The organism is Umbribacter vaginalis (assembly GCA_001552935.1).
GTDB classification, from domain to species: Bacteria; Actinomycetota; Coriobacteriia; order Coriobacteriales; family Eggerthellaceae; genus Berryella; species Berryella vaginalis.
The window spans coordinates 155060-173128 of the sequence record KQ959677.1 but is presented as its reverse complement, the minus strand read 5'-3'; the positions used below and the strand labels follow the sequence as shown (position 1 = coordinate 173128).

The 18069-nt window shown below is 45.4% G+C and carries 15 protein-coding genes; all 15 read left to right on the top strand.

The window, feature by feature from the left end; translation table 11 throughout:
• Window positions 1-39: 39 nt before the first annotated feature.
• Window positions 40-1065 (top strand): heat-inducible transcriptional repressor HrcA, encoded by a 1026-nt coding sequence (gene hrcA, locus HMPREF3190_RS02465; RefSeq protein ID WP_066780039.1) that lies wholly within the window; start codon window positions 40-42, stop codon window positions 1063-1065.
• Window positions 1066-1150: 85 nt separating this feature from the next.
• Entirely contained in the window at window positions 1151-2263 is a 1113-nt protein-coding gene (gene dnaJ, locus HMPREF3190_RS02460) for a molecular chaperone DnaJ (RefSeq protein WP_066780037.1), read from the top strand.
• Window positions 2264-2271: 8 nt separating this feature from the next.
• Entirely contained in the window at window positions 2272-3543 is a 1272-nt protein-coding gene (gene mtaB / locus HMPREF3190_RS02455; RefSeq protein WP_066780034.1) for a tRNA (N(6)-L-threonylcarbamoyladenosine(37)-C(2))-methylthiotransferase MtaB, read from the top strand.
• A 33-nt stretch (window positions 3544-3576) separates the two neighbouring features.
• Complete coding sequence (gene ybeY / locus HMPREF3190_RS02450; RefSeq protein WP_066780032.1) at window positions 3577-4044, top strand: rRNA maturation RNase YbeY; 468 nt, start codon at window positions 3577-3579, stop codon at window positions 4042-4044.
• 21 nt (window positions 4045-4065) lie between these two features.
• Entirely contained in the window at window positions 4066-4635 is a 570-nt protein-coding gene (locus tag HMPREF3190_RS07250; protein ID WP_082715098.1) for a diacylglycerol kinase family protein, read from the top strand.
• 118 nt (window positions 4636-4753) lie between these two features.
• Complete coding sequence (gene era / locus HMPREF3190_RS02440) at window positions 4754-5812, top strand: GTPase Era (protein ID WP_449676045.1); 1059 nt, start codon at window positions 4754-4756, stop codon at window positions 5810-5812.
• 186 nt (window positions 5813-5998) lie between these two features.
• On the top strand, window positions 5999-7618 hold the full coding sequence (locus HMPREF3190_RS02435) for a PASTA domain-containing protein (protein ID WP_066780030.1): 1620 nt from the start codon (window positions 5999-6001) through the stop codon (window positions 7616-7618).
• Window positions 7619-7695: 77 nt separating this feature from the next.
• Window positions 7696-8487 carry a DNA repair protein RecO gene (gene recO / locus HMPREF3190_RS02430; protein ID WP_066780028.1) on the top strand — a complete coding sequence of 264 codons (792 nt, stop codon included), beginning with the start codon at window positions 7696-7698 and terminating at the stop codon, window positions 8485-8487.
• A 308-nt stretch (window positions 8488-8795) separates the two neighbouring features.
• Window positions 8796-9083 carry a 30S ribosomal protein S15 gene (gene rpsO / locus HMPREF3190_RS02425; protein WP_066780026.1) on the top strand — a complete coding sequence of 96 codons (288 nt, stop codon included), beginning with the start codon at window positions 8796-8798 and terminating at the stop codon, window positions 9081-9083.
• 198 nt (window positions 9084-9281) lie between these two features.
• On the top strand, window positions 9282-11459 hold the full coding sequence (locus HMPREF3190_RS02420) for a polyribonucleotide nucleotidyltransferase (RefSeq protein WP_066780024.1): 2178 nt from the start codon (window positions 9282-9284) through the stop codon (window positions 11457-11459).
• A 20-nt stretch (window positions 11460-11479) separates the two neighbouring features.
• Window positions 11480-11998, top strand: a complete 519-nt coding sequence (locus tag HMPREF3190_RS02415; RefSeq protein WP_066780023.1) for a PH domain-containing protein — start codon at window positions 11480-11482, stop codon at window positions 11996-11998.
• On the top strand, window positions 11998-14004 hold the full coding sequence (locus HMPREF3190_RS02410) for a PH domain-containing protein (protein ID WP_066780021.1): 2007 nt from the start codon (window positions 11998-12000) through the stop codon (window positions 14002-14004). The genes HMPREF3190_RS02415 and HMPREF3190_RS02410 overlap by 1 nt, the downstream gene beginning before the upstream one ends.
• A gap of 106 nt (window positions 14005-14110) precedes the next feature.
• Window positions 14111-14884 carry a 4-hydroxy-tetrahydrodipicolinate reductase gene (gene dapB / locus HMPREF3190_RS02405; RefSeq protein WP_066780019.1) on the top strand — a complete coding sequence of 258 codons (774 nt, stop codon included), beginning with the start codon at window positions 14111-14113 and terminating at the stop codon, window positions 14882-14884.
• A 44-nt stretch (window positions 14885-14928) separates the two neighbouring features.
• Window positions 14929-15870 (top strand): 4-hydroxy-tetrahydrodipicolinate synthase, encoded by a 942-nt coding sequence (gene dapA, locus HMPREF3190_RS02400; protein ID WP_449676041.1) that lies wholly within the window; start codon window positions 14929-14931, stop codon window positions 15868-15870.
• Window positions 15871-15993: 123 nt separating this feature from the next.
• Window positions 15994-18063 (top strand): ribonuclease J, encoded by a 2070-nt coding sequence (locus HMPREF3190_RS02395; RefSeq protein WP_082715097.1) that lies wholly within the window; start codon window positions 15994-15996, stop codon window positions 18061-18063.
• The last annotated feature ends 6 nt before the right edge of the window (window positions 18064-18069 follow it).

The following is an 18069-nucleotide window of genomic DNA, read 5'->3' as shown; positions in this document are numbered from 1 at the left end:
GCATTGCAATCGTAGGAGTCTACAAGGAAAGGAGGACAAGTGTTATCGGATAGACGTGCACGTGTTTTAGCACTTCTTATTGAAGAATACGTTTCATGGGCACTTCCTGTGGGTTCTCGCACGCTCACACAACGCTACCGTTTAGGCGTAAGCCCTGCTACCGTCCGAAATGAACTTTCATTCCTTGAAGATGAGGGGTATATTTCACAGCCGCATACGTCTGCAGGACGTGTTCCTACTGATAGAGGATATCGTGCTTTTGTAAACGACCTTATCGCATCAGGTGTTTTACAAGAGTCGAGCGCTTCTCCAGCTCTTATTCAACACTTGAAGAACAAAGCGCTTGAACTTGACGAAAAGCTGGAATTAGCTTCGAGTGCGTTAAGTAGTTTTACTGATTGTTTATCGGTTGTATACGAGCCGAAAGCCGATCAGTCTCCTATACAGCAACTTACGCTTGTTGCGCTCAGTGATATCCATATTGTTGCTGTTGTTGTTACAAAAAATGGTAAGGTTTTAAACAAGCACATCGAGCTTTCATGTGAGTGTTCTGCGCAAGAACTGAGCGAATTGCAAGAGCGTCTTAATAACATTCTGGTAGGACATACGTGTAATGATTTTAGGGAAAGCGATCTTCATATACTTTATGAACGGGGAATAATTCGTACGAGTATTGAACAACAGGTGTTAGAAGCAGTGCTGTTATGCTTGCACGATGAGAAAACCGCACCTCGATCGCATCGTGTAGGTATGTCAAGTCTTGCTAAAAAACCGGAATTTAGCGACACTGCAAGCATTGTGCCGCTTATGCAAATTCTTGAAAACGATACCGTGCTTTTCCAGATGCTCGACCATAATCAGACACAGTGCACAAATACCTTGCAAGTGAGCATAGGTAGCGAGAATAAACAAGACGCACTTTCAGGTGTTTCAGTAGTAACAGGACGCTATGGAAGCGGAGATAACGCAGGTGTTGTTGCAGTTATTGGACCAACACGGCTTGATTACAGTAAGGTAATCAAAGCGGTGCAAAGTGCTATTCAAGCGCTTAATGATGCACAATAGTATTTTAATACGAAAGATAGTGTATATCGTTATGGTATGTACGATTATTCATAATACGTGCCAATACTAAGGAGGCCGCTCGTTTATGGCAAAAGATCTGTATGAGATCCTGGGAGTTAATCGCGATGCATCTGAAAGCGAAATTAAGAAAGCATTTCGCTCAAAAGCACGTAAATTGCATCCCGATGTTAATTCTTCGGAAGGTGCAGAAGAGCAGTTCAAAGAACTTAATGAAGCATATGATGTGTTATCAGACTCCTCAAAGCGCCAAGCGTACGATCGTTTTGGCACTATTCCTGGATCAGCAGCATCAGAGAGTGCCGGATTTAGCGGCTTTGATGATATTTTTGGCGGCATGGGTGACATCTTTAGTACGTTTTTTAATGGTGGCATGAATGCTCAGCAACGCCGTGAAGGGCGTGATATGGGAGTTGGCCTGCGCTTAACGCTAAAAGAAGTTGCATGTGGCGTTAAAAAAGAAATTGTGTACGATCGTTTATCGCCCTGTCCTGAATGCCATGCAAGCGGCTTAGGTGAAAATGGCAAAGAAGTTACGTGTCCTCATTGTAATGGAAGCGGACGTGTTGTAAGTGTCCAGCGTACCTTTTTAGGTGATATGCAAACAACAAGCCCGTGTAAAGAATGTCGTGGCTGTGGACGTATTATCGACAAGCCATGCAGTGAATGCGATGGACAAGGTCGCGTTCCCGATCGTCAAAAAGTTACGGTTGAAATTCCTGCTGGTATTCGTGATTCTCAGCAGCTGCGCTTAAGTGGTTTTGGCGAAGCTGGCTTGCGCGGTGCTCATTCAGGCGATTTGATTGTTACGTGTCGCATTGAAGATGACACGCTCTTTGAGCGCGATGGCGATAATCTTCACGTTAAAACAAATGTATCTATGGTTCAAGCAAGTTTGGGCAGCAAAATGACCATTGAGGGTATTATGCCCGATGAAATTGTAAGCTTCAACGTTCCTGAGGGCTGTCAATACGGTCAAGTCGTTCGTGCAAAAGGCCATGGTATGCCTCGTTTTAGAAGTGAGGCGCGCGGGGATTTGTTTATCCATATTGGTATCGTTATACCGAAAAAACTCGATAAGAAGCAACGTGAATTACTCGAACAATTTGCTGCACTTCGAAAAGAAACTATTAGCGACTGTCGCAGCCCTCTTGAAAAATTGCGCGACGTGTTTAACTAGGAGCTTGTGTGAAGTTTCACGTTATTAACCTTGGTTGTAAGGTAAACAAGGTTGAGTCAGACCAACTAACAGCTCTTTTTTTGACGCGAGGTGCTGAGTTGTCTGCGCTTGATGAAGCCGATTTAGTAGTTATTAATACGTGTACTGTTACAGGAGAAGCCGATAAAAAAGCACGCAAAGCAACACGTAGTGCGCTTAGGCATAATTGCTTCGCGCACGTTGTGGTAACAGGGTGTGCAAGTGCACTTCATCCATCTGAATTTTCAGACATTGATTCACGCGTACAAGTAATTCCTAAAGCTTCACTCGTAAAAGAGTTGGATGGTCACTATTTTTCTGATGAATTGGAGCACGGCACGCCAGACACCGGCGTAAGCCTGCCACAGCGTCCACAGCGCGTTGGTGAACATTTTCGTACGCGTGTGAGTATTAAAATTCAAGATGGGTGTGATCACGCGTGCACGTTTTGTATTGTTCATGTTGCTCGTGGGAAAGCAACATCGCGCAATGCGTACGACGTTATTGATGAAGTGCTCGATTACGCACAAGCAGGAGTGCGTGAAATTGTTCTTACGGGTATCAATACTGGATCCTATTGTTATGAAGGCATTACACTTGCGCGTTTGCTAGAAAAATTGCTTGAGCTTACCGCCGATATACATAGCAGCGATCAAGCACCGCTTCGTTTTCGTTTATCGAGTGTAGAGCCACAAAATATTGATGATGAACTTATTGAGTTGATGGCGCAGCATAAAGGACGTATTTGCAGGCATCTTCATCTGCCTATGCAATCGGGCTCTACGCGTATTTTAGAAGCGATGGAGCGCGATTATTCGATTGAAACGTATTTAGATCTTGTGGCACGTTTGCGCTCGTTGATGCCATCAATTGCGTTATCAACGGATGTTATTGTTGGCTTTCCGGGGGAAACGGATGCCGATTTTGATGCTACGGTGCACGCTATTCGCGCTGCTCAATTTTGTAAATTGCACGTGTTTCCGTATTCTGTTCGCTCGGGAACGCCAGCTGCCCATATGCCTAATCAAGTACCTGAGCCGCTTAAGCGTATGCGGGCAAGTATACTTCGTGCTCTCTCTGAGGAATTGTTTGAAGCCGATTTTAATGCGCGCATTGGCACAAAGGAGCTGGTATTAGTTGAAAATGATACAGCGCTTACCGATAGCTATCATGAAATTCCACGCCCGCTCTACTCGAGCAAAGGCGATTTAATTCCTATTGTGCTGCGCGAGCAGTATAATAAAGCGCGAAATACGTTGTAAAGATACTAATGTATATGCAGATGAGGAGTATATATGGAAGTTCATATTGCGTGCAATCATCGTGGAGATGTGTTTGATTTCGTTGATGTTGAAGCGCTTGCGCTGTTTGCTATGAAGCAAGAGCACCTACCTGAAAATACAGAAGTCTCCATTAGTTTTGTCGATAATGATACTATTCACGATTTAAACAAGCGCTATCGTGGCATTGATAGACCAACTGATGTGTTGTCGTTTGAATGTGATGCTCAAGATACAACAGGTGATTTTGGGCCCACTGACGAGCTTTTTGAGCTGGGTGATGTTATTATCGCGCCCGATGTGTGTTTTGAGCAAACGAAGGAATACGGCACCACATTTACCGATGAGCTGAGTTTGCTTATTGTACATGGACTGCTGCATTTATGTGGCTACGACCATATGAAAGAAGATGAAGCTCTTGTTATGGAGCAGCGCGAACGCGACATCTTATCTGCATTCTATAAGCGTCCGTTTATTCGGTAGTGTCTACGGACAATGAGTGCTATGAACACGCATCCAACACAGCAAGAAAAAACTGGTGAAGCGCCAAATACGCTTTTGGATAGGAACACGGTGCATGAAGATGGTGCAAGCGTGTTTTCGCATGACCGCACTCGAGCGTTTCAAACTGCGGCGGATGTGGCATCGCCAGAATGTGCGCGTGTGTTTGAAAGCACAGCGAATGCGCCTTCAAGCACACTATCGCCCGTCAAGCACGTGCGTTCACAGTCGTTGCTCACTGCGTTTTATGTAGCGGCACGTGGTATTCTCTACTGCATTATTCACGAACGGAATATGAAAATTCATCTTGGGTGTGCGCTTATCGTGCTTATAGCAGGTTTTATCGTTTCTTTATCAATGTGGGAGTGGTGCGTATGTCTGGTGTGTATAGCACTTGTTTGCGCACTTGAATGCATGAATACAGCACTTGAAGCCTGCGTTGATTTAGCAACAGCGCGCTACCATAAACTGGCACGTATCGCAAAAGATGCTGCTGCTGGGAGTGTATTGGTAGCAGCGTTCTTTTCGCTTATAATAGGGCTTCTTATTTTTGTTCCTCATATTTTGCATTAAGGTATACGCTATACGCCATGAGTACTACCGCCGCACAATATACCCATGACGAGCAAAAACGATATACTACGCTACGTTTGGTAGTGTAAACTGCTTTATACGTTACAAAGGAAGTTTTATGCACGCTTCAACCAATTCTCTACCGAGCACTTCTCACGTATCCGATACGGGTCATAAGGCTCATGCGTGCACTTTTCACCAGGAAAAAGAGGAGCAAAGTATGCAGCATGATGCATCGTGTCATGAAGAAAATACATCTCAATCTTATACGCAACAAACACCCGCGTTTCGCTCGGGATTTGTGTGTTTTATCGGTCGTCCGAATGTTGGCAAATCGACCTTGCTTAACACGATCATGGGAACCAAGCTTGCTATTACATCTCCAACAGCGCAAACAACACGCCATCGTTTTCGTGCTGTTCTTACAACCGATTGTTTCCAGATGATTATGGTCGACACACCTGGCTTGCATAAACCGCACGATGTTTTGGGAGAGCATCTGAATACATCAGCGCTGAAGGCGCTTGAGGATGTCGATTGCATCGCATTGCTTCTTGATGCTCATCAGGAATGTGGGCGCGGCGATAAGTGGGTAATCGACCAGTTGAAAAACATATCTGTTCCCAAAGTGCTTGTGATTTCTAAAGCCGATTGTGCAACAGAAGAAGAAATTTCGCATCAAATTGAAGCTGCACGCGCCCTTGCTACCTGGGACGATATTGCTGTTGTAAGCTCTTTTGACAAGGATTCTGTCGATCGCTTTGTGCACTGCGTTCAAGATCACTTGCCTGAAGGTCCGCGCTGGTTTCCCGATGACATGAAAACCGATCAAGCGATAGAAGTTATTGTTGCTGAGTTTATTCGCGAGAAAATTTTGCGGAGCTTTCGTGATGAAGTGCCTCATGCGATTGGTGTGATGGTTGAAGAGATGTCGTTTTCAAAAAAGAAAAATCTTACGTCACTGTACGCAATTATTTATGTTGAGCGCGCGTCACAAAAAGGCATGATAGTTGGTGCTGGTGGAAGTGCTATTAAGCGCATTGGTATTGAAGCACGAGGAGATCTTGAACGCTTATTAGGAACACGAGTTTTTCTGGATTTGCGCGTTAAGATTAAGAAAAATTGGCGGCGTGATGCAAGCTGTATTGAGCGGTTTGGCTATGGCGAAGGCGCATAACAGGCGCAAAGAAACCGCTTAGAACAAGGAGTCAAGGAGCAAAAACCAGCATTGAATGCGCGTAGATGGCTCCTAAAAACGCGGAAAGTGGCAGCCTGTAAAACTGCAGAAGCTTTCGTTTGTCACTTGTTAGCATTACTCGTTTTCATATACAATAGCGCTAGTAGATAAGGAGCGTGAGTGTTCATGAAATGTCCTCTTTGCCATCGTGAAAATAGAGACGATGCTCGTTATTGTGACGGTTGCGGCGCATTGCTCTATGAGCACTCGTATGCCTCAGATAATGTACAAGATGAATCACAAGTCGAAGATCTGGAGCAAAACGCTCGTTCTCGTTCTTGCGATACATCTCAGCCAGCTCAAGCATCTCATACGTTTGATGCGCACACCTCACGGGTATCTGATACTCAAGAACACGAACATGCATCTCATATTGAAAGTACCAATCCAGATGTTTTTTCTGCACCTGTGACAACAGTTGATGATGCCAATAGCACTTCTGCAGCTTGTTCTTCTTACGTGCCACACAATGAAGCGGATAGTGCTGATACTTCTCCTGAGCATCCACACGAGCATATTCAAAGTGCTGATCAAGCACAAACAAGTACACCATCATCCGATAAAGTACGTGAAGCGTCAACACCACATGTAGCATCCGATGCTCAACTGACGCAAAAAATTGACTTATCAGGATTAACAGAATCAGGCTACGGCTTTCAAGATTTTACCGATGATAACGTTTCAACTCGTCGTGTGGCTGATATTACGCAGCCACGTTTTGCCACAGGCGGCGAAACTATGCAAATGCCTGCCATTCATACCGATGAAGTTTCTGAAACAAAGGAATATATTGCAGAAAACACCGTACGTAAGCGCGCACCACTTTCTGCTGGTACAAAACGTGCCTTACTTATTAGCGCTGTGTTGGTGCCAGTCATGCTGTGTGTTGTCACGATTACGTATGCGATGTCGTTGTGGGGAGGAAAGCCCATTCCCGATGTATCAGGTAAAACGCCCGATGTAGCTGCTGAAATTGTAAAGGATGCAGGCTTTGAAGTTGCGTTTGCTGATGAGTTTTCAGATGATGCACATGATGTCGTTTTGCGAAGTGACCCTGCTGCGTCAAAGCGTCTTGAAAAAGGCTCTGTGGTAACGCTCGTCGTTGCACGTGCGCGTATTGTTCCTGATGTAAAAGGACTATCTCAACACGACGCCGAGCAGCAGCTTTCTTCATATGGCTATACCGCTATTCGTGTTGAGAGTATTCCAAGCGATGAAGAAGAGGGAAGTGTCATCAAACAGCACCCCGATGCGAATACGCAACTACCAGCTGATGGTGCCATTACCTTAACACTTGCTGCGCCGTATGTTGTTCCTGATGTAGTGAATAAATCGGTTGAAGAAGCAAGCGATGTTCTCAAAACTGCTGGTTATAAGTACGACATTAGCTACACATATACCGATGCTCCCGAAAAAGAGCATGTTGTTTCAAGCGATCCTGCAGCAGGCGAAAAGTTGCATTCTGGTGGCGTTGTAACGCTAAAAGCAGTTAAATATCGCGGTACTGAACTGGTTGCACTTGCAAAGCAGCAGCTTAAATCTGGCTCAACGATAAAATTAGGCGGTATTCCGTATAAAATAAACGAAGTTCGTCAAGTAACGTATAGTGGAGCCAATAAAGTAAAAGCAAACGTTGCTGCGCAGCCTTATGCAACTATCCTCGGCGAATCGGTATTTTTGAAAAGTCGCGACGTAACGCTTACGTTAAGTTTTGATGCTCATAATAAACTGCTTTCGGTATCGTAATGGCTCAAACGCTTGCAATTCGCGCCATGCTCATACGTTATTTTTATGGGTACGTACGTACTTTGAAGTGGTGAATTATGTCTAAGCAACAGCGTTATATCAGCGGATGTGGCATTGTACTTAAGCGAACGAAACTCAAAGAAACTGACATGATCATTACCATTCTTTGTGAAGACGGATCGCTTATCAGTATGGTTGCCAAAGGTGCACGCAAGCCGCAAAGCGTGTTTGCTCATGCCATTGAGCTGTATGCTACTATCCGCTATTCCGCACGTGCTACTTCACAATTAGCACAGCTTACCGAAGCGCTGCCCGTAAATTTTAAAGAAACAAATCGCAATGATTACACCAAATTGCTTACCTCAAGCATCGTAGGAGATCTTGCACAGCACCTTGCTCAAGAAGATCTTGCATTTGAAAAATTTTATGCACTTACGCATGCTGCGTTACACGCTATTGTACATACGTCGTCACAACAAAGTTGGTGGATTGCTGCTGCGTATGTGTTGAAAGCATATAGCATGGCAGGTTTTCGTCCTTGCTTAACGCATTGTTGCATCTGTGGATCACCTTTGCAGCTTACCCGTAATTATCAGCGTTTTTCGTGTAACGAAGGCGGTTGTTTGTGTTCTGCATGTCAAAGTTGCTCGTATGAACATACGCTTTCTTATGCGTTTTTGAATTGCTATTGGACGTTAGAAACTTCTACGTTTGCACAACTTTCAGACGCCGTGCTTGAGCTTTCACTCCTTAAAAAGGTTTTTGAATTTGAAAGCACGTGGCTAAGCTTTCACCTATCGATTACATTAAAATCACTACGTCTTGCTTCTCATGACATTACTGCTCTAGCGCGTGGACGGTGCTCGTAATCGTTGTCTGCAATACCGTGATTGTGTTTGCGTTTAACGAATGCTGCTAGCACACACTATGTTTGTAATCACGCTATGAGATGTAGCGTTATGCGCAGAAGTTCCTTTCGGTGTTTTTGAAGTGTTGTTTGGAAATTGTGTTAAAAAGAAGCTCGTTTGTGAAAGCGTGGAATTGTGCCGTTGTTTGCGGGGCGTTATACGATATACTAAACGCGTTGCTCACATGAGCTACTTTTTACTTAGATGGTATGCACTGCCGCTTATCGTCTCAGTTCAAAGCGAAAACGCATCTGCGTTAAGGAGGAATTATGGCAGAAAAGTTAAGTATTTCAAAGCAACGTTGCGCTGAACTTATTGAGCAGTTTGGCTCGGGCGCGAACGATTCGGGAAGTGCTCCTGTTCAGGTTGCAATTCTCTCGGAGCGCATTCGTAACCTTACCGAGCATCTTAAATCACACAAGAAAGATAATCATTCTCGTCGTGGTTTGATGAAGCTCATTGGTAAGCGCCGCGGTTTGCTGAAATACATTAAAGACCGCGATATTGAGCAGTATCGTGAGCTTATCAAAAAGATTGGCATTCGCGACAATATCTAGTTCGGTGAGCCCGCGCAACGCGGGCTTTTCTGTGTGCAGCACCAAGACACGTGTCCAGAAAAAATACGTGGGCACAACGGAGGGCGGTTGAAGCTATAAGGATAGCTTTGCTCGCAGGCATGCAACGCATAAGCTCATGGCGCCTGTGTTTATGCCTAAAGAGGTTCTTTGCACAGCGCAAAGAAGAAGGAAGTATATATGAACAAAGTAGTAGAAGAATTTGAACTGTATGGAAAAACGTATCGCTTTGAAACAGGTGAGCTTGCAAAACAAGCAAGTGGCGCGGTACTTGTGACGCAAGGCGACTCAACGGTACTGATAACCGCTGTTATCTCGAGGGAAGAGCGCGACTACGATTTCTTCCCGCTGACAGTTGATTACATCGAGAAGATGTATGCTGTTGGTCGTATTCCTGGTGGGTACTTAAAGCGTGAAGCGAAGCCATCCGATAGAGCTACGCTGAACGCGCGCATGATTGACAGACCTATTCGCCCTGGTTTTGTGGATGGCTTTAAGCAAGAAGTGCATGTTGTGGCAACGCCTTTGGTAGCCGATCAGCAAAATCCGGTGGATACCATTTGCATTCAGGGCGCTTCAGCTGCGCTTATGATTGGCGCAGCTCCTTTCGATGGCCCGTGTGCTTGCGTTCGTGTAGCGCGCAATGCCCAGACCAAGGAATTTATCATTAATCCAACATATGCCGAGCAAGAAGCGTCAGATCTCGACCTCGTTATCGCTGGTACCAAAGATTATATTTCGATGATTGAAGCAGGGGCAAGCGAAGTGGATGAGGCAGACATGCTTGCTGCTATGCAATTTGGCCAGGAAGCTATTGCGGCGTTTTGCGACGCGCAGGCGCGCTTCTTGTCGCGTGTTGACATTACGCCTGTTCAGTGGAAGCTTCATGAAGCAGTGCCTGAAATTGCAACGCGCATTAGTGCGTACTACGACGAGATGTCTGCAGCTTTGAAAGATGCCGATAAACAGCAGCGTATTGCTCATGTTGAAGCCTTGAAAGAGCGCATTGTTGCCGATAATTTCTCTGAAGAAGAGCAAGAAGCGTGGGCAAGCGATATTGCAGCCGAGCTGAAAAAGCTTGAAAAGCATGCGATGCGCCGTATGATTATTGAAACGGGCGAGCGCGTTGATGGACGCCGCGCCGATGAAATTCGTCCGCTGTACATAAAGCCTGGTTACCTGCCACGTGTACACGGTTCAGGCCTGTTCCAGCGCGGACAAACGCAAGTGCTTTCAGTGGCAACGCTGGGCATGTTAAGCGAGTGGCAGCGCCTTGACACTATCGAACCTGACGAAGGTAAACGCTATATGCACCACTATAACTTCCCGCCGTATTGCACCGGTGAAGTGGGCCGTATGGGTTCGCCGAAGCGTCGTGAAGTAGGCCATGGTGCCCTTGCCGAGCGCGCACTTTTGCCTGTTATTCCAAGCGAAGAAGACTTCCCGTATGCTATTCGCGTTGTGTCTGAAGTTCTTGAGTCAAACGGTTCGTCGTCTATGGCTTCCACCTGCGGATCTACGCTTGCACTTATGGATGCTGGCGTTCCTATTAGCGCTCCTGTGTCAGGTATCGCGATGGGTCTTATCAAGGAAGACGACGGTGTGGTTGTGCTTTCCGACATCCAAGGCCTTGAAGACTTCCTCGGCGATATGGACTTCAAAGTAACAGGAACATCTAAGGGTATTACCGCACTTCAAATGGATAATAAAGCACGCGGTTTGTCGCTTGACATTCTTTTCCGTGCCCTTGAACAAGCCAAATCGGGACGTGCGTTTATCCTTAACGCAATGCTTGCTGAAATCAATGCGCCGCGTGCACAGCTCTCTGATTATGCGCCACGCATTGAAACTATCCATATTCCACAAGATAAAATTCGCGAAGTTATTGGCACAGGCGGAAAAGTTGTGCGCGGTATTCAAGATGAAACCGGTGCCACCATTGAAATTCTTGAAGATGGCACCATTCGTATTGCTGCTGTCGATGGCAAAGCAGGTGCCGATGCGAAAGCGCGTATTCTTGAGATTGTCAAAGAGCCTGAAGTGGGAGAAGAATATAACGGCGAAGTAGTGGGCATTAAGGACTTCGGCGCGTTTGTGCGCCTTACGCCTTCAAAAGATGGATTGCTGCACATTTCGCGCATCACAACGGGACGTTTGAACAGCGTTGAAGATGCTCTTACCGTTGGCGACATCGTACACGTGAAAGTGTTGGAGGTTGATGCGAAATCTGGTAAGATATCTCTCGATCGTATTGACAAGCCTGCTGCTCCTGCGACTCATAAAGCACCTACGCCAGATCAGCAACATCGTCATTCTCTGCATGCTGAACGCAATGTTCGCAGGCACCATGAGGTATAACATCTCGAGTAAGGATATCTATGAACAGAGCATACACGCCCTTATGTCCTCGTATTAAATACGTATGGATGCTTGGAAATGCTATTGGCGTCACCTTATTTATGGTTATTGTATGCGCTGTTATACAGGGAGCTCTTGTGTATGCAGCACCGGAGCTCTCTTTGCTAGCTTTCGAAACTTCTTCCTTTACGCCAGGCTTTATTGTGCTTGTGTGTTCGTGCGTGCTGTGGCTTATTTTGCTGGCAGCGGCGTTGCTCTTGCCTTTCTTGCAATATAAGGTGTCGGGCTATGCTATTGAAGAGCACTATATTTTTATTCGTCGCGGCATTATTTGGCGCCACACGATTGTTATTCCACTGGTGCGCGTTCAAAATATCGATACTGAACAAGGCCCCTTATTGAGCTTGTTTAAGATGCTTGACCTTTCGGTGTTTACCGCTGCGGAACAACAGCGTATTCCTGGCATTGAACAGGAATATATCGATACTTTGCGCGACAAAATTGCACATCTTACGCGTCTTGCTAAGGAGGATGTATAATGCAAACTCCTTTTTCTGATGCTTCTGACGCTACCACAATACCTACAACCGAAAACGATGCAGATAGCACGTCTGATGTGCCTACTGCATCACAAAGCGCACATCTTATTGCAACCGACGATCCACAAAAAATTTCATGGTTATTTGTGTTGCTTTCGCCTTTGTATGGCGTGTTTTTCCTTCTTATTATTTTTGCTCAATCAGTGCAAAATTCCATTTTTAGCGGCAAGGGCATACAGGTAGATGATGTTACGAAAGCTCTTCAGCTCCTTGCACAATATGCAGGCGAAATGCACCAGTTTTCTGTTGGTGGTTTTACGTTTAGCGTGCCTGGGTTTGCCGTGTTTTTTCTAGTGGTGATTTTTATTGCGCTCTACGTCGGGCAGGCAGCCTTAACGCGTCATTTTTTGTCGTATACGTTTACTGGCAAAGAATTTGTGCTCAAGCGCGGGATTATCTTTAAAAAGCGTATCCATCTTCCGTATATTAAAGTGCAATCCACCAACACGAAAGCACGGTTGATACAGCGCCTATGTGGATGTTGCGATTTAAATATTGTAACTGCAGGCGGGAAAACAAACGAGCAAATTCAAATTCCGTTTATTACACTTGCACAAGCAAAAAAAGTTGAGTATGAATTTCAACTTCGGAAAGCCTTATCGTCAAGCTCTGCTCACCCTGTTGCGCCAGTACGTGATGGTGCCAACGCACCACAATCGCCTGAATCGCTTCAAACCAGCAATACATCGGCCAATGCGCCATTATCCGCTCCTTCTGGTAGCGAGCGTTCTGAGTATAGCAATGTGATTGATGATGCGTTTGAAAGCTTTTCAACAGCAGGCTTAGGTGAGCGTCTTCGTATTACGGCTCGTGCGAAGCGCAAGCTTGCATTACACGAGCTTATTTTAAGTATCATCAATGAATGTATGGGCCCTGTACTCATTTTGCTTATTACGTTTGCGTGTTTTATAGTGATAGCAATTCAAACACAAACACCTCAACTGTTTTTCGCTATCATTCCGTATGCGATTGCTTTGTGGGGTGCGATATATCGTGCCATTGAACATCGTGTTGGGTTTACTGTCGAGCGCTTTGATGATCGCATTCGCATTGAGCATGGCCTTTTTACGCGCCACACAAATGAAATTGATATCGCACGCATTCAATCGCTGCATTGCGACAAAGAATTTCTTCATGCGCTGCTTGGTTATCAAAATATCAGCATTGGACTTATTACGTCAGTGCATGAGTCTATTAAAAGCGATTCAACGGTTAAACACGGCACGCAAATTATTTTTCCGTTTATTAAACAAAAAGATATTCCAAGCTTTTTAAGGGATTTTCTTCCGGAGTTTAGTGCTGATGCTGCACTTGGTGCGTGGGTGTGTGAAACCGAAAGCCCTCGTGCAGCTTCTGATGAGCTCTCAAACACTACGCATACCGACACCGCTTCACATGCGGCTTTTCTCTCGCAAGCGCACGTTATTGCGGTTCCCGATGCGCATTGCCTCGTTCGTGCTTTTACGCGAAAACTCCTGTGGAGAAACGTGCCTTTATATCTGGTTATTGCTTTTAGTTGCCTTGTTGCTGCGATAATAACCTTTGGAAGCACTGACCCCGATCTGTGTGTGATTTTCCCGAGTCTTATTGTGGTAGATGGTATCTTTATTGGCGCAGCAGTGCTTTTTATGGCTTGTCGTGCCTTTCATGCGTATAAATGGTTCTCTCACGCATACGTCTACATAACACCTTCGTATATTTTTGTTGATAACGTGGGTTTTTGGGGCTCGCGCGTATTTATGCCGCGCACCAAAATACAATCTTTGCGCTTTACTGCTAACCCTTTCCAGCAACGCCGCAATATTGCAACTTGCTATGCCTCAAGTGCCGAAGGAATGAAAGATCACTGTGTATCGTTTTGGGATCTGTCGCACGACGATATTTCTGCTATTGAAAAAATGTTTACCTTGCGGAAAAGCTACGATAGTTCAAATGCGCTATCTTAGTTTTTGCGCGGGGGTGTATTATAAAAGCGAACCGTGCAACCGAAGAGCTTTTGCGCTTAGGTCCAAGGTAATTAGATAGTTTTACTCATAAATTTAAGGATGTAGTATGATTTCCGTTGCTGTTGCAGGATATGCTGGAAGAATGGGAAGCGCTGTTGTTGATGCCGTTACGTCTGCTGACGACATGACGGTTGTGTGCGGTATCGACCCTCATAAACAAACGCGTAGTTTCCCAACGTATACCAGTGTTGCAAGCGCGCTTGAAGCGCATACGTGCGATGTGTTGGTTGATTTTACGCAACCAACATCAGTATTTGATAATTGCAAAGCAGCTTTACGTGCAGGCGTGAATTGCGTTATTGGCACAACGGGTTTAAGCGATGAACAGCTGCATGAACTGGAAAAATGTGCAGGCGATAAGCTTTGCGTCTTTTTCGCTCCCAACTTTACCACAGGCGCTGTTCTGATGATGCAGTTTGCTCAAGTGGCTGCCCCTTATTTTCCTGAAGTGGAAATTATCGAGTACCATCACGCTAAAAAGCTTGACGCTCCTTCAGGGACAGCTCTGCGCAGCGCAGCACTTATCGCTGCAGCGCGCGACGGCAAGCCAAGCCAAGCGCCGATGAAAGAAAGCGAAACGGCAGGTTGCGAGGGTGCGCGTGGCGCTTGCGTCCAAGGAATTCCCGTTCACAGCGTGCGTTCAATGGGCTACGTTGCTTCACAAGAAATCATTTTTGGTTCATTTGGTCAAACGCTTACTATTCGTCACGATTCATGGGATCGCAATTCCTACATGCCTGGTGTGTTGCTGGGCATTCGCAAAGCTCCTTTACATACGGGGCTTATTGTTGGACTTGAGAACTTTATGGACGTGAAGTAAACAGTTTACGCGCTTGCGGTCAATGATCGCTTACTTTGGTTACTATGGATATCACACGAAGCACCCTTAAGAGAAAAGAGCACGCTATGATGCAAAATGCTCCCTTTGGTCGCGTTGTTTGCGCGATGGTTACACCATTTCAAGCTGATGGTTCTATCGATTTTAAGCGCCTTGAATCGTTTACTGACGAGCTTATCACAAGCGGAGCACAAGGACTGCTCGTGTGTGGCACGACTGGTGAAGCACCCACCCTTTCAGAAGATGAGCGCACAGCACAAATACAGTGCGTATGCAACGCTGCGGCATCACGTGTTCCTGTTCTTGCAAATGTTGGCTCGAATTCAACAGCAGCATCTGTCGCATTTGCAAAACGTATTGCCAAATTTCCTGTTGATGGGCTTATGGCGGTGGTGCCGTTCTACAACAAGCCTCCGCAAGAAGGCATCTATCAGCATTTTGTACATATTGCCCACGCTAGCGATAAGCCGCTTGTGCTGTATAACATCCCAGGTCGATGTGGAATTAACATGCAAGCAGAAACCACGTTGCGTTTGGCGCATGATGTAGATACCATTGTTGCGATAAAAGAGGCAAGTGGTAATATCGAGCAAATTCAAACGATTATTGATAACGCGCCAGCTGGTTTTTCTGTATATTCTGGTGACGATTCTTTAACATTTGAACTTGCAAAAAGGGGAGCAGCAGGCGTTATTTCTACGATTGCTAATATTGCACCAGCGCGTATGGCGCATATGCTTGTCTTGTGCGAACAAGAGCGCTTCGATGACGCGTATCGTGAGCATACGGCACTATTACCCCTTATGAAAGGCTTGTTTGAAACAGCAAATCCCATTTTAGTGAAAGCTGCATTGCACCTGTTAGGCCGCTCTGTGGGCGGTTTGCATTTGCCGCTTATTGAAGCTACGCCTGAGCAAAAACAGCGCCTTGCTGCGCTTTTGCAGGAGTGCGGTTTTGCGCTACAATAACAAGAACTAATTTTTTGGCTGTATGTGCATGTATGCTGACATGCACTTATGATATACATAACGGATGTGTATAGCGCCTGATAATAAGGCTTTATATTGCTATGCACCTAACAAGGAGTATGAATGCACGAAACACGCAAAACTAATACTTACCCCTCAAACACACACCGATCAAACAAAAACACCGCGTCTCAGCGTTCTGAATTACACGATGGTTCTGCTAGAACTGCGCGAGCACATACACGCTCTCATGTTCATGAGCGTACATCAGCTGCATCATATGATGCTCATGTATCGAGCGTGCCACGTACCAAGCGTGCTTCACGCAGTACAGAGAGTGCGCCAAACCTAAAACGTAATACGCGAACATCACGAAATGCCGCAAGCACATCCATTCACGCTGTGCATACCAACAAGCAGTCTCGTGTTTCTCAGGACGATCAAAATGTGTCGCGTCCATATAGTGCCCGTAAGCGCTCTGATAAGCCCACCTCTGCGCATTATCTCAATCGTGTTAAGCGTACGACGCGTGATCCTCATGCAACACTTAAGGTAATCCCTTTAGGTGGCTTAGATGCTATTGGTAAGAACATGACGGTTCTTGAATGTGGAAACGACCTCGTTGTTGATGATTGTGGCTTGATGTTTCCTGATGATGATCATCCTGGTGTTGATTTAATTCTTCCTGATTATTCGTATGTTATCGAAAATGCTGATCGCCTACGTGGTGTTGTTATTACCCATGGTCATGAAGATCATACCGGGTCATTGCCGTATTTATTTAAAGATTTGCCACATCCAGTCCCTATTTATGGTACACGCATGACGCTTGGGCTTATTGAGGGTAAGTTTAAGGAACATGGCATTAAAGGTGTACCACTTATTGAAATTAAAGCAGGTCAAACTATACAACTGGGCTGCATTCAAGCAGAGTTTTGGGCAGTTAATCACTCAATTCCTGGAGCAGTAGGGATTTTCTTTACAACACCCGCAGGAAACGTGCTGCATACAGGCGACTTCAAGCTCGATCAAACACCTATTGATGGCGTTCATACCGATTTTGCGGCCCTCGCGCGCTTTCAAAAAATTGGCGTTGATCTCATGTTATCTGATTCAACAAATGCAACTCATGCGCAGTTTACACCATCTGAACTAGAAGTAGGAAAAGCACTTGAGCCTATTATTGCGCATGCTAAAGGTAAGGTGATTGTGGCGTCATTTGCAAGTCACATCCATCGTTTGCAACAAGTATGTGATGCTGCGCTGCGTGCGGGGCGTAAAGTGGTTGTTACGGGTCGCTCTATGATTCAAAATACTGAAATCGCGCGTAAATTGGGATATTTAAACGTTCCTGACGACTGTCTTCTTGATGCGTTTTCTATCAACAATATTCCGCCTGAAAAGTTGGTTGTGTTGTGTACTGGTTCGCAAGGAGAACCGCTTTCTGCACTCGCGCGCATGGCTGGTGGCAGCCATAAAACCGTTGGTATTGAAGCAGGCGACACCGTTATTATTTCAGCTACTCCTGTTCCCGGTAATGAAAAAGCTGTGACACGCATTATCAATCTATTAGCAAAAATTGGTGCAGATGTGTACGATAAATCGCGTGCGCTCGTCCATGTATCTGGTCATGCAGGTGCTGAAGAGCTAAAAATCATTCTAAGTATTGTTCGACCAACGCACTTTATGCCTGTTCATGGTGAAGCTATGCATTTGCGAGCTCATGCACGTCTTGCACAAGCAACGGGCGTAAAAGAGGAAAATATTTTCATTCTCGAAAATGGTGAATCGCTTGAACTTCATAATGGATCGGTACATATTGGTGAGAAAGTAAAAAGCGGCGTAATTTATGTTGAAGGATCGAGGATTTCTGACACTTCCGATTACGTGTTGCGCGATCGTACCAGCTTAGGTTCGCAAGGTGTAGTAAGCATCAGTTGTGCAGTTTCTTATACGACGTCTTCGATTATAGGAGCCCCCGTTGTAGTATTTCGCGGTGTTTCACAACAAGAAAACCAACAGCTTACTGATACCATTAAAGCAAATGTGCAAGACATTATTCGAAAACAGCTTGCAAACGGTAAGCGCAATGGTGCTCTTGAGCGTGAAGTGCGTAATGCAACATCATTTTTGCTTCAAGAGAGTATTAAGCAGCGACCTTTAATAATTGTAACTATTCTCGCTGTTGCTTAAAGGCGT

Coding starts and splice junctions, on each gene's coding strand:
- dnaJ (WP_066780037.1), top strand. CDS start 1,151: ATGGCAAAAGATCTGTATGAGATCCTGGGAGTTAATCGCGATGCATCT.
- ybeY (WP_066780032.1), top strand. CDS start 3,577: ATGGAAGTTCATATTGCGTGCAATCATCGTGGAGATGTGTTTGATTTC.
- HMPREF3190_RS07250 (WP_082715098.1), top strand. CDS start 4,066: ATGAACACGCATCCAACACAGCAAGAAAAAACTGGTGAAGCGCCAAAT.
- era (WP_449676045.1), top strand. CDS start 4,754: ATGCACGCTTCAACCAATTCTCTACCGAGCACTTCTCACGTATCCGAT.
- HMPREF3190_RS02435 (WP_066780030.1), top strand. CDS start 5,999: ATGAAATGTCCTCTTTGCCATCGTGAAAATAGAGACGATGCTCGTTAT.
- recO (WP_066780028.1), top strand. CDS start 7,696: ATGTCTAAGCAACAGCGTTATATCAGCGGATGTGGCATTGTACTTAAG.
- rpsO (WP_066780026.1), top strand. CDS start 8,796: ATGGCAGAAAAGTTAAGTATTTCAAAGCAACGTTGCGCTGAACTTATT.
- HMPREF3190_RS02420 (WP_066780024.1), top strand. CDS start 9,282: ATGAACAAAGTAGTAGAAGAATTTGAACTGTATGGAAAAACGTATCGC.
- HMPREF3190_RS02415 (WP_066780023.1), top strand. CDS start 11,480: ATGAACAGAGCATACACGCCCTTATGTCCTCGTATTAAATACGTATGG.
- HMPREF3190_RS02410 (WP_066780021.1), top strand. CDS start 11,998: ATGCAAACTCCTTTTTCTGATGCTTCTGACGCTACCACAATACCTACA.
- dapB (WP_066780019.1), top strand. CDS start 14,111: ATGATTTCCGTTGCTGTTGCAGGATATGCTGGAAGAATGGGAAGCGCT.
- dapA (WP_449676041.1), top strand. CDS start 14,929: ATGGATATCACACGAAGCACCCTTAAGAGAAAAGAGCACGCTATGATG.
- HMPREF3190_RS02395 (WP_082715097.1), top strand. CDS start 15,994: ATGCACGAAACACGCAAAACTAATACTTACCCCTCAAACACACACCGA.